The organism is Stecheria intestinalis, assembly GCF_009696165.1.
Lineage (GTDB): Bacteria > Bacillota_I > Bacilli_A > Erysipelotrichales > Erysipelotrichaceae > Bulleidia > Bulleidia intestinalis.
Genome location: NZ_VUMN01000051.1, coordinates 1 through 10,984 on the forward strand (window position 1 = coordinate 1; position 10,984 = coordinate 10,984).

Consider the following 10,984-nt stretch of genomic DNA (forward strand, 5'->3'; position numbering starts at 1 on the left):
TTACCTTGGTACATGTAACAGTGATGTAATTTGTTGGTGCTTCGAACCGCCGGACGCCGAACGGCTTCTCCGGTGGTGTGAGAGGAAAAAAGATGAGAGCTCACGCTCTCATCCTCCTACTCGATTTAATAACTCATATTCTTGACTTCATATGCAACAAGATCGGCAGCGTTTGAAGTAACCTGTTCCATGAGTTCCGTGTAAGCAGAGTCTTCTGTCGCATACAGGTGACGAGTGCCATCTGATATTGTCTTGAGACCGCCTTGGAAGAAATAGACGATCTTTCCATCTTCCGGCTGTACCATATAAACGAGATCGGATTGCGTGAATTCGATATCCGTTTCTGTGAAGGAGAAGGAAGTGATCTCTTTCTGAAGCAGTTCAATGTTGGTGGTACCGGCCAGTTCAGACATCTTTAACCATTCCTGAACTGCCTCTGATTCGTCCACTGGTGATTGATTGCTCAGCCATCCGGTGGAGGAAGAGCGAGATTTTCCATTGGCAGTGTAGGTCAGGGGAAGTTCATACTGCATCTCTGAAACATCATTCTTCAGAAATGCAGATACTGCCTCATCTGACTCAATCAGACTGGGAGAAGAAGTACATCCTGAAAGCAGGAACAGGGGAATCACAATCATGGCAGTTCTCTGAATCAATTTCATAGGTCCTCCTTGCATGCATGATTACAGCGATGACTTATGCCTCATCGAAGAAGCGGTATATCGGATAACAATCGAGCAGAGGAATGCGGTAACGCCGATTCTGATTGCTGAAACCAGTCCTTCTGCCGCCAGATAGACCAGAAAGAAGATCATAGCAATCATTAGCGACTGAATCAGTACGGTATACTTTCTGATTTTCATCAAGTTCTTCCTTTCTGTTCTGTGAAGTTTGTTTTCAGTGAGGAACATTCATGCATAATAAATGCTCTGATGAGATGAATTCCTCACTTCAGAATAATGAATTCATTCTGATGAAGAACTTCAACTTCCTGTTTCTCTTCATCGGAAACATCAGCAGACCCCATCACGGTGGAATAGTAGCTGTCATTGCGAATCAGCTGCCAGCTATTGCTTTCAGCAATGACTTCTCCGCCTTTTCCTGGTGCTTCCGAAGTGCTGCTTAATACGTAGGTCTGGAAGACAACCCCATCAATCGAAGCAAAGTTCCAGTTGTACCAGTACAAACCATATCTGCTGTCAGATTTCTGGAGCGGGTTGGCAATTCCATGATTGAAATTCAGCGCAAGGTAGATCCGATCTCCTTCCTCTGCCTTTTCCCCGGTTATCTGTAATTCAAGATCCGGAAGCAGAGACATTACTCCGACTGTTACAGAATCGTTCGAATCTGTATCTCTGAAAGTGAACCAGGAGTACCCGTTTTCAGAGGAAAGATATTCTGCCTGGATCTGATCCGGAAACCTGGTAACTTCTGCTTCGGGTTCCGTGTGACGGATATAGGTTGCTGAAATTGCACTTTCATCAACAGCGGAATAAATGATTCCGGTATCTGTATCTGTGTAGGAAGAGGGTTCAGGAACAGACACTTCTGACGGAGTTGGTGCTGGTTCTTCTGTATGATCAGCAGTAACTGCAGTGGTTTCAGACGGAGAAGTCAGATCCGGTGAAGCGTTAGCAGAAGCTTTGCCTGAATCTGCTGAAGAACAAGCGGCAAGCAGCAGAGAGCTGATTAATAGAATTGAATAGGTTTTATTGTTAATCATTTGTAATATACATGAACTCCTTTTATATACCACTCAGCCATATAATCCTCGATAGTTATTTTTGCAGCGGCAGCTCTAGATGGATTGAAAATATAATGATAATAAACAGTATTTCCATTTACATTGTATGCTTCATAACCATAACATACTACGGCATGCGAACCGCCAGTAAGTTTTTGCATATAGACAATCACAGGGCGACCTTTAGTTAATGCACCTCTTATTGCTTACAATTCTTTTGCCTCTTTATAAGACGTATCAGTATTATTCTAATAAAAGAATGGCTGGAATCATCCGGCATCAGTTCTCAGATAACTTTGAGCTCTCTGCATGGAATCCTTTCTTGCCTGCCGGTATCCATCTGTTTCTGAAGCAGACAGAACCTCCGAAGCATAGTTCTCTGAAAGTATCAGAACTGTCTCATACTGCCGATCTGCCCCAAGCGTCATGTCCTCACTCAGCTCTATGGTACTGAAGGCGGCTGCAGGATAGCACCCAAGCTCATTTGCCCGGATGGCATACAGATTTCCGGAAAGCCTGGAAAGATTCAGCAGATACTCCTGGTTCATCATCATCGGAAGATATCCCGAATAAGTGGATTCCATCTCTCCAGCCAGCGAATATGGTTCAATGACCTGAATCATCTTTCCTGCTTCCAGTTCTCCTGAAAATACCTGGCTGACCTGTACGGTGGTGATGATGGAAGTTCCGGAACATTTTCTGGATAATGGAGTTCCTTCAATGATTTCTCCCTGCAGAAAGGAACTGCCATATTCTTCTGTGTGATCTGTATACGAAAACACAGCAGCAATCGGACTTACTGAGACCGGATAAACCTGCTCCAGTTCCTCAGATGGTGTGATCGGGTAGCTTCCGCGCAGAAAGTATCCTCCGCCTGCAGAAAGCAGAGAGAATACCAGCAGTCCTCCTGCTATTTTCTGAAGTCCCATGGCCGGATCTCTCCTTTCTCGATCGTGATGATGGAATCACTGATTTCCTTCATTTCTTCCAGGTCATGATCTACCAGCAGGATCACTTTTCCCTTTGCTCGTTCTTCCCGGATCACGTCAAACAGAATCTCTCTTGACTGCAGATCCAGACTATTCGTGACCTCATCCAGCAGAATCACATCCGGATCTTCCATGAATGCCTGAATCAGCATCAGCTTCTGCTTCATCCCAAGGGAATAGTCTCCAGCCTTCTTGTTCTTAGCAGAGCTCAGTCCGAACCGTTCAAACCAGGCCTGAATCTGCGCATTTGAAACCACTTTGCGGAAAGAAGCCAGAAACCTGATATTAGCAAGTCCGCTGAGATCATTGATCAGTTCCGGCTTCTCAATGGACACGCCGAAATTGAAATCAGAAATCGTATCTGAAGAAACGGCTTTCCCGTTATACATAATGGTTCCTTCTGCTGCCATTCCCCAAGTAGTCAGCTGTGTTTCAGAGCTGTCAACCGCCCGGAAATTTACTTTGTCAGTTTTACTCCCCGTTTTCACCAGGTTTACAAAGAGATACCTTCCATGGCAATAAGCATCGAGGTAATATTCCGCGAGTTTCTGTTGTGCAGGAATATAGAAATTTACCAGATTCACATCTGTATCTCTAGCAAGAACCGGCACACAGAAGATAGAAAGCGAAAGCAATACCACGGTGAGGACTCTTCTGAGTTTCCTCATAATCGTCCCTTTCTTAATCCTGAATCTGATGTCAGAGAAATTGAATGAATCAATACTGTCCCGGGAGAATATCCCGGGATTCATTGAATGCCGGTTCTTCTCATCATAACCTCCATTCTTCTTCGATCTATGTGACTATCCTTTTCTGATAATCAAAGAGTGATGCGATAGCAGGCATTCCGTCTGCTCACGATCAGCAATCTATATTTGGACTATATCTTCAGCTGATATGGATTATCAATCAATTCGTGAAAAACGAGCTGCATATCGTGAAAAATTCAGTGAAAGGCCTTTTGGCGAAAGTCCATCGTAAATCATTGTCATACGTGGCCAATCTTCTTAAAGGAAAATTCATAACGTAAAATGCTCTATTGCTTGCATAGTTCTGCTATGATGCTTATATGGATTCGGCTTTTATTGACAGAGCTATTACATTATTTGAAGTGCCTTCTGCCGAACAGAATTGTTTTATCTATGGGCTGAATACAGTCATTGTCGACACCCTGGATTTTCTGCCTGTGATCTTGATCGGAATCTATCACTATCATGATCTTGTTTCTTCAATTACTTTTATTCTTGGACTTTCAATACTGAGGCAATATACAGGTGGCTTTCACGCACATTCTATTCCTGCATGTGTTTTCCTGTACTCAATGATTTTTATAGTTTTCAATTACCTGGTAACTGTGTTGCTGCACCATCCAATGGTTTTTCTGATTGCATCAAGTTCTGCGGTTTACCAATTTCTGACTGCTCCTATCCTGAGTCAGAAGAAACCGATGACTGATCGGGAGGCTGAAATATGCAGAAAGAATGCCAGATTGTCTTTAGCGGGTTTCCTTTTTCTGATTCTAGCCTCCTGCCTTCAATTTCGGATATTCTCTGTGAGACTTTCCATAATACTGATATTGAATTTTATTCTGATGCTGATACAGCAGGTGCTGAATCATGAGAACAGTAACAGTTACAATTCTAGATGATCAGCCGGAAGATATCAGAAAGATTTCTGATGCATTGCTCACTCAGAAATGGAGCGATCTTTTCTTTGAGCTTGAAAGCTGTACGAATGGTTCTTCTCTGAAGGAGCCTTATCAGTCAGAACTTTATATTATTGATATTGAAATGCCAGGTTGCTCTGGTTTTGGGATTGCTGAGACGATATTGGAGAAGTGCCCTTCAAAAAAGATTATTTTCTGCACATCACACGATAGTTATGTCTTTGACTCTTATGATCTCAGTATTTTTTACTTTGTCAGGAAAGAACACCTGAAGGATGACCTTGAGAAAGCAATTGAAAAATACCGAAAGGTTTCTTCACAAAGACTGTATGTACTGCATGGGCGTGAGAGGACTGATCGTCTGATTGATATCAATCAGGTGATGTACCTGCATACCCAAGGGAACAATACTTTGATTGTGTGCGCAGATGGAGAAGAATATATTGACCATCATTCGCTGCGCATGGTTTCTCAATCGTTTCAGGAAATTCGGTTCTGCGCGATTTCAAGTTCATGCGTGGTGAATTTTGATTATGTTTCAGAGATCGAGCGCGGAAGAATTATCCTTGCGGATTTCAGCCATATTCTGATCAGCGCTGCAAGATTATCCAGGGTGAAAAAGCAATATAATCAATTCCTGATGGAGAAAATGATATGACAGTTTTTGATCTGGGAATCAATCTTCTGGAAGCTTGCCTGTTCGGATTGTTTTTCTGGCAGATTTCGAACCAAAGCATGGCAAGGAAAGGGATTGCGTTTGTTCTTTACTCAGTTCTTCACTTCCTGCTGATGTCATATATCAACAGGACTGAAATCATGGCTGGATATCGAAGCTTGATCTTTTATATGCTTGCATACATATGCCTTTCGATCGGTTCTGATTTTTCTGCGGAAGGAAAGCTGTTTTTCTCATTGATTCCTGATCTGATCACTGCTGTGATCAATACGTATCTGCTGATTGCTGCTTCGTATTTCATGTTCGGCAGAATTGAGATTCTTTTTCTGCTTGAACAATATGGGGTGATTGTGACTCTGATTTCAAAACCGCTTCAGCTGCTTGCTCTGCACTGTGCGGCTGCTGCAGTGAATCAGAAGAAGGAATACCTTGACAGAAGAGAATTCTTACTGGCGGCAGGCATGGCATTCCTCTGCTTGATGATGTTCAATTCCATTGAAGAACTGCTGTTTTATCAGAAGTTTGATGGTGAGAAGATTTCGATTGCAGTGATCTGTCTGGGCGGTTTTGCTGTGCTTTTCTGGGCTGCTGTGTGGCTTGCAGCAAAGCGGAATCAGAAGATCAGGGAAGAACAGAAGATGAATGAGATGATGGCTCTTCAGCTGAGAAGTACAAAAGAGAATATGAGAATATCAGAATCGCTTTCGCGCATGAAACACGATGTCAGACATATGATCTCTCTGCTGGCGGATAGCGGGGGATCGGAAGAACTGATCAGAAAGTATCGGAAAGAGCTTGATTCTCTGGAAATTCCGATTGAAACGAAGAGCAGGGCCCTGAATGATATCCTTCATGCGGAACAGGAACGAGCTTCAGAGAACGGACTCCATTTCCGCTGTGTGCTGAATGTTTCGTCAGAGCCTTTTCTGTCGGAAGATGATCTGATTGTCCTCCTGATGAACAGCCTCGATAATGCGATTCTGCATATTTCCGGGGGAAATGAAATTAATCTGATGATTCGTTCCAATTCAAGGTTTTTTCTTCTGAAGGTAGAGAATCCAATCAGTACAGAGGGCCAGAGAGCCTATGAAACTTATCTGGGAAAAGCAGATCGGAGCGGAAAGTACGGACTCCGTTCTGCAAGAGTCATTGCGGAAAAGTATGGCGGGGATATTCGGGTGAAGTGCAAGGATGGAGTTTTCTCGTTTTCAGCGATTGCACATGCGGATTCTGATCAGCTCGTGAAGGGGATGTGAAGACTAGGCGGCGAATTGCAGAAAGTGTCGTGGAATAGCCGTATTGTTCGTTTACTCACATGTTTTCGGGGTGCTATAATATGAACGCAAAAAGGAGGAGATTCATCATATATGTCTAAGGTTACTGTTAAGGATCTGGACGTTAAGGGCAAGCACGTAATTGTTCGTGTGGATTTTAACGTTCCGCACAAGGGAGATACGATTACAGATGACAATCGTATCCGTGCTGCACTGCCTACGATCAACTATCTGACTGAGAATGGAGCAAAGGTTCTTCTGCTCAGCCACCTTGGAAAGATCAAGACAGATGAGGATAAGGCAAAGAACGATATGTCCATTGTCGCAAAGCGCCTGGCAGAGCTGACTTCTGCACCGGTGAAGTTCGTCAATGCGACTAGAGGAGCTGAGCTGGAGGAAGCAGTCAAGGCCCAGGAGAATGGATCTATCGTACTGATGCAGAACACCCGTTATGAGAAGGGTGAGACAAAGAATGATCCGGAGCTTGGCAAGTACTGGGCTTCTCTGGGAGATGCATTTGTTGAGGATGCATTCGGTTCTGTTCACAGAGCACATGCTTCTACAGTAGGCATTCCTTCCAATATGAAGGAAGTTGCTGTAGGCTTCCTGGTTGAAAAGGAACTGAACGTTCTGGGCAAGGCACTGAATGATCCGCAGAGACCGTTTGTTGCAATTCTTGGCGGGGCTAAGGTTTCCGATAAGATCGGTGTCATCGAGAACCTGCTGAAGATTGCTGACAAGGTTCTGATCGGCGGCGGCATGTCCTATACCTTCGCTGCTGCTAATGGCGGCAAGATCGGTACTTCCCTGCTGGAAGCTGACAAGGAAGACCTTGCAAAGGAATTCATGGAGAAGGGCAAGGGCAAGCTGTTTCTGCCGGTAGATACGGTTATCGCAAATGACTTCGATAATCCTACGGATATCAAGACGGTAAAGGCTGGAGAAATTCCGGATGGCTATATGGGACTGGATATCGGCCCGGCTACGGTAGCAGAGTTCCAGAAGGAGCTTGCTGGTGCTAAGACCGTATTCTGGAATGGCCCGATGGGCGTATTCGAGAAGCCTGAGTTTGCTAAGGGAACCGAAGAGATCTGCAAAACGCTTGCTGAGCTTGATGGTGCTACGACAATTATCGGCGGCGGCGACAGTGCTTCGGCTGCGAAGAACCTTGGCTATGCAGATAAGTTCAGCCATATCTCCACGGGCGGCGGTGCTTCCCTCGAATATATGGAAGGAAAGGAGCTCCCGGGTGTTGCAATCATCCCGGAGAAGTAATTCATGTCTAGAAAACCTATTATCTTCGGCAACTGGAAGATGAACAAGACCCCGTCTGANGCCCTGGAATTCTTCAATGGCATCAAGGGTTATGTAACCGGCGATGAAAAAGCAGAATACGGCATCGGTGCTCCGTATGTGGATCTCGATGTTGCAGTGAAGAATGCAGGTGCAGTCAAGGTGGCTGCAGAAAACTGCAACGAAGTTGACAGCGGTGCATTCACTGGTGAAGTATCTGTTCCGATGCTGAAGGAGATCGGCATCACGTACTGCATCATCGGACATTCCGAGCGCAGAACGTATTATGCAGAGACCAGCGCACATTGCGCAAAGAAGGCTAAGCGCTTGTTTGAAGCAGGAATCACTCCGATTCTCTGCGTCGGTGAGACGGAAGCTGAATATGATGCAGGCAAGACTGCTGAAGTCGTCAAGACAGAGCTGAAAGAGTCTCTGGAAGGTCTTACTGCAGATGAAGTTTCCAGAATGGTCATTGCGTATGAACCGATCTGGGCAATCGGCACCGGCAAGTCTGCAGATGTCAATACGGCAGAGAGCTGCTGCAAGCTGGTTCGTGATACGGTCAAGGAACTGTATGGCGATGCGGCTGCAGAGGGTGTGCGTGTTCAGTATGGCGGCAGTGTCAAGCCGACCAATATCAGCGAATACATGGCTTGCGAGGATATCGACGGCGCGCTGATCGGCGGAGCTTCTCTGAAGGTTGATTCCTTCAAGGCTCTGGTTGACGCAACTAAGTAAGGTTTCAGGAAGAACAGGGTTCTTCTGAAATAGTATTAAGGTTATCGAAGGAGGATATAAATTTAAGATGCCTTATATCGTAAGTGTTTATGCACGCGAAGTTCTCGATTCTCGCGGCAACCCGACTGTTGAATGCGAAGTTACCACTGAATCCGGTGCATTTGGACGCGCAATTGTTCCGTCTGGTGCTTCTACCGGTGAGCGGGAAGCTCTTGAGCTCCGTGATGGTGATAAGAAGCGTTTCGGCGGCAAGGGAGTTCTGAAGGCTGTTGAGAATGTCAACACCAAGATCGCTCCGAAGCTGATCGGCATGGATGTTACCTGCCAGTCCGAGATTGACCAGGTTATGCTGGATCTCGATGGCACGCCGTTCAAGAGCAACCTGGGTGCAAATGCTACGCTGTCTGTTTCCCTGGCTTGCGCAAGAGCTGCTGCTGATTACTACGGAGAGCCGCTGTACAAGTACATCGGCGGTGCAAATGCCAAGGTTCTGCCGGTTCCGATGATGAACGTCCTGAATGGCGGCAAGCACGCTGATTCTGCTGCTGACTGCCAGGAATACATGATCATGCCGGTTGGTGCTAAGAATGAGCATGAAGCTGTCCGTATGGGTGCTGAAGTATTCCATGCTCTGAAGACGGTTCTGAAGAAGTATGGCTATAACACCGCTGTCGGTGATGAAGGCGGCTATGCTCCTAGCTGTGTTCCGGGCAACAAGGGACCGCTGGAGACGCTCGGAAATGAAGGCCCTCTGGCTCTCATGACTGAGGCTGTTGAGGCTGCTGGCTACAAGCTCGGCGATGACATCTGCTTCGCTATGGACCCGGCTTCTTCTGAATTCTATGATGAGAAGAAGGGCAAGTATGTTCTGAAGCGTTCCGGTGAAGGCGAGAAGACTTCTGAAGAAATGATCGACATGTATGAAGCATGGACGAAGAAGTATCCGCTGATCTCTCTGGAAGATGGTCTTGCAGAGAATGACTGGGAAGGCTGGCAGAAGCTCCGTGAGCGTCTTGGCGATAAGATTCAGCTGGTCGGCGATGATCTGTTCGTCACGAACACCACGTTCATCAAGAAGGGAATTGAACTGAATGCTGCTAACGCAGTTCTGATCAAGCTCAACCAGATCGGCACCCTGACTGAAACCCTCGATGCAATCGAGATGGCTAAGGAAGCAGGATGGACTGCGGTTGTTTCCCACCGTTCCGGTGAGTCCGAGGATACCACAATTGCTGATCTCGTTGTCGGTGTCAATGCTGGCCAGATCAAGACTGGTTCCATGAGCCGTACTGACCGTATTGCTAAGTACAACCAGCTGATGAGAATTGAGGAAGAACTCGGCCCGGTTGCTCAGTATCGTGGCAAGAAGGCTTTCTACAATGTCAGAGCTCTGTCCGCTGCTCCGGCTGCTCCGGCCAAGAAGGCTCCGGCCAAGAAGGCTGCTGCCAAGAAGGCTCCTGCTAAGAAAGCGGCAAAGAAGTAATCTGATTTTCTGAATCTTTCCGAAGACTGTCTCTCATTCGAGGCAGTTTTCTTTTTGCTGATTCGTAGAATTCAGGAAGATATGCTACAATGTCGGTCATTGGAGATGAGTAATACAAGGTATGAGTTCTGATTCACGACAAAAAGGTCTGAGTTCTGGTCTGCTGGTGCTTTGCTGGGCTGGCTGCATTCTTCTGTTTTTCTTCATGGATCTGCTGGGGATCCTGCTGATGGAATTGCTGACGAGGGGAGACAAGAAGCATTCGATTTCGAATGGCTGGATCACGGAGCTGTTCGGAATTCTTCTGATTCTCTTTGAAGTGATCTATATCTATGGTGCTGCCTCCGGCACGATGACCGGACATGCAAGCGTGTTTGTACTGACGCTGACACTGGCGGTGGCAATTGGTGTCACCTGGGATGCGCACAGAGTGAGAATTGCCGGCAAGCAGGTTCAGAGAGTCGAGCGTGCAATGGATGAGGAAGAGGATCTCAGAGGCATTGCCAATGAACTGGACAGCAGTGAAGAAGATCTGATTGCGCTTCTGAAGAAACTGCAGAAGGAAGGATTCTTTGAAGACTATCTGCTGAATGAAGAAGAACATTCTTTTTTACCAATAGAAGCTTCGCTGAAATAAGGATTATCCTCTCTGATGAACTGTTTTTCGTGTGTTTACAGAGGGCTTGACATTCTGCTATAATAGCGAAGCATTGGCGAAAGGAGCACGTATTCGGATGCTTGACGCATTATTGATGATCGTTTCCGCAATGATCGTGATTATCACGCTTCTGCAGGGTGGAAAGTCAAATGGCATTTCCGGTGCGTTTACCGGGAACGGCGGCTTGAACCTGTTTGCGAACGTGAAGGAAAGAGGTTCTGAGAAGGTTGTTTCGAATGTCACAATGATTCTCGGTATCATCTTCTTCGTTCTGGTGATTGCGATCCGGGTTACGGAATAGAACAGAAATACAGCCGGTCAATGTGCCGGCTGTTATTTTAGTACACCCGACATGGGTGATAACTCGAGGGTGAAAGTCCCTTGCGCATGTATAGCGGCATGATTCAAAGCGCTAGCCAAAGGCAACGTGGACATCGTGAGGTGTCAACGGAAGGAAGCCGGA

General features: G+C 46.1%; 13 protein-coding genes. 8 read left to right on the plus strand and 5 right to left on the minus strand.

The window, feature by feature from the left end; genetic code table 11:
- Positions 1-125: 125 nt before the first annotated feature.
- From FYJ51_RS12975 to FYJ51_RS12995, 5 genes are all read right to left on the minus strand, one after another.
- On the minus strand, positions 126-662 hold the full coding sequence (locus FYJ51_RS12975; RefSeq protein WP_105302795.1) for a hypothetical protein: 537 nt from the start codon (positions 660-662) through the stop codon (positions 126-128).
- A gap of 21 nt (positions 663-683) precedes the next feature.
- Complete coding sequence (locus tag FYJ51_RS12980; RefSeq protein WP_135358138.1) at positions 684-863, minus strand: hypothetical protein; 180 nt, start codon at positions 861-863, stop codon at positions 684-686.
- Between the two features lie 83 nt (positions 864-946).
- Positions 947-1,723, minus strand: a complete 777-nt coding sequence (locus FYJ51_RS12985; protein ID WP_154505976.1) for a hypothetical protein — start codon at positions 1,721-1,723, stop codon at positions 947-949.
- 290 nt (positions 1,724-2,013) lie between these two features.
- Positions 2,014-2,673 (minus strand): hypothetical protein, encoded by a 660-nt coding sequence (locus FYJ51_RS12990; protein ID WP_105302799.1) that lies wholly within the window; start codon positions 2,671-2,673, stop codon positions 2,014-2,016.
- The gene (locus tag FYJ51_RS12995; protein WP_205946338.1) at positions 2,655-3,401 is read right to left on the minus strand and encodes an ATP-binding cassette domain-containing protein; all 747 of its coding nucleotides are present in this window, start codon (positions 3,399-3,401) and stop codon (positions 2,655-2,657) included. The genes FYJ51_RS12990 and FYJ51_RS12995 overlap by 19 nt, the downstream gene beginning before the upstream one ends.
- 401 nt (positions 3,402-3,802) lie before the next feature.
- Between FYJ51_RS12995 and FYJ51_RS13975 the strand changes: the two genes are divergently transcribed.
- The 8 genes from FYJ51_RS13975 to secG all read left to right on the plus strand — a co-directional run bounded on the left by FYJ51_RS13975 (position 3,803) and on the right by secG (position 10,822).
- Positions 3,803-4,381, plus strand: a complete 579-nt coding sequence (locus tag FYJ51_RS13975) for an accessory gene regulator B family protein (protein ID WP_154505978.1) — start codon at positions 3,803-3,805, stop codon at positions 4,379-4,381.
- Entirely contained in the window at positions 4,350-5,057 is a 708-nt protein-coding gene (locus tag FYJ51_RS13005) for a LytR/AlgR family response regulator transcription factor (RefSeq protein WP_154505979.1), read from the plus strand. The genes FYJ51_RS13975 and FYJ51_RS13005 overlap by 32 nt, the downstream gene beginning before the upstream one ends.
- A gap of 188 nt (positions 5,058-5,245) precedes the next feature.
- The gene (locus tag FYJ51_RS13010; RefSeq protein WP_205946339.1) at positions 5,246-6,331 is read left to right on the plus strand and encodes a GHKL domain-containing protein; all 1,086 of its coding nucleotides are present in this window, start codon (positions 5,246-5,248) and stop codon (positions 6,329-6,331) included.
- A 111-nt stretch (positions 6,332-6,442) separates the two neighbouring features.
- Positions 6,443-7,624, plus strand: coding sequence for a phosphoglycerate kinase (locus FYJ51_RS13015; RefSeq protein WP_105302806.1), 1,182 nt, complete (start codon positions 6,443-6,445; stop codon positions 7,622-7,624).
- A 3-nt stretch (positions 7,625-7,627) separates the two neighbouring features.
- Positions 7,628-8,380, plus strand: a complete 753-nt coding sequence (tpiA, locus tag FYJ51_RS13020; protein WP_154505981.1) for a triose-phosphate isomerase — start codon at positions 7,628-7,630, stop codon at positions 8,378-8,380.
- A 67-nt stretch (positions 8,381-8,447) separates the two neighbouring features.
- Positions 8,448-9,863, plus strand: a complete 1,416-nt coding sequence (gene eno / locus FYJ51_RS13025) for a phosphopyruvate hydratase (protein ID WP_105302808.1) — start codon at positions 8,448-8,450, stop codon at positions 9,861-9,863.
- Positions 9,864-9,984: 121 nt separating this feature from the next.
- Positions 9,985-10,500 (plus strand): hypothetical protein, encoded by a 516-nt coding sequence (locus tag FYJ51_RS13030; protein WP_105302809.1) that lies wholly within the window; start codon positions 9,985-9,987, stop codon positions 10,498-10,500.
- Between the two features lie 97 nt (positions 10,501-10,597).
- Positions 10,598-10,822: a preprotein translocase subunit SecG gene (secG, locus tag FYJ51_RS13035; RefSeq protein WP_105302810.1), complete on the plus strand. Its 225-nt coding sequence runs from the start codon at positions 10,598-10,600 to the stop codon at positions 10,820-10,822.
- The last annotated feature ends 162 nt before the right edge of the window (positions 10,823-10,984 follow it).

Excerpts from the sequence above, each read along its gene's own strand:
- FYJ51_RS12975 (WP_105302795.1), bottom strand. The coding sequence starts at position 662 with ATGAAATTGATTCAGAGAACTGCCATGATTGTGATTCCCCTGTTCCTG.
- FYJ51_RS12980 (WP_135358138.1), bottom strand. The coding sequence starts at position 863 with ATGAAAATCAGAAAGTATACCGTACTGATTCAGTCGCTAATGATTGCT.
- FYJ51_RS12985 (WP_154505976.1), bottom strand. The coding sequence starts at position 1,723 with ATGATTAACAATAAAACCTATTCAATTCTATTAATCAGCTCTCTGCTG.
- FYJ51_RS12990 (WP_105302799.1), bottom strand. The coding sequence starts at position 2,673 with ATGGGACTTCAGAAAATAGCAGGAGGACTGCTGGTATTCTCTCTGCTT.
- FYJ51_RS12995 (WP_205946338.1), bottom strand. The coding sequence starts at position 3,401 with ATGAGGAAACTCAGAAGAGTCCTCACCGTGGTATTGCTTTCGCTTTCT.
- FYJ51_RS13975 (WP_154505978.1), top strand. The coding sequence starts at position 3,803 with ATGGATTCGGCTTTTATTGACAGAGCTATTACATTATTTGAAGTGCCT.
- FYJ51_RS13005 (WP_154505979.1), top strand. The coding sequence starts at position 4,350 with ATGAGAACAGTAACAGTTACAATTCTAGATGATCAGCCGGAAGATATC.
- FYJ51_RS13010 (WP_205946339.1), top strand. The coding sequence starts at position 5,246 with ATGCTTGCATACATATGCCTTTCGATCGGTTCTGATTTTTCTGCGGAA.
- FYJ51_RS13015 (WP_105302806.1), top strand. The coding sequence starts at position 6,443 with ATGTCTAAGGTTACTGTTAAGGATCTGGACGTTAAGGGCAAGCACGTA.
- eno (WP_105302808.1), top strand. The coding sequence starts at position 8,448 with ATGCCTTATATCGTAAGTGTTTATGCACGCGAAGTTCTCGATTCTCGC.
- FYJ51_RS13030 (WP_105302809.1), top strand. The coding sequence starts at position 9,985 with ATGAGTTCTGATTCACGACAAAAAGGTCTGAGTTCTGGTCTGCTGGTG.
- secG (WP_105302810.1), top strand. The coding sequence starts at position 10,598 with ATGCTTGACGCATTATTGATGATCGTTTCCGCAATGATCGTGATTATC.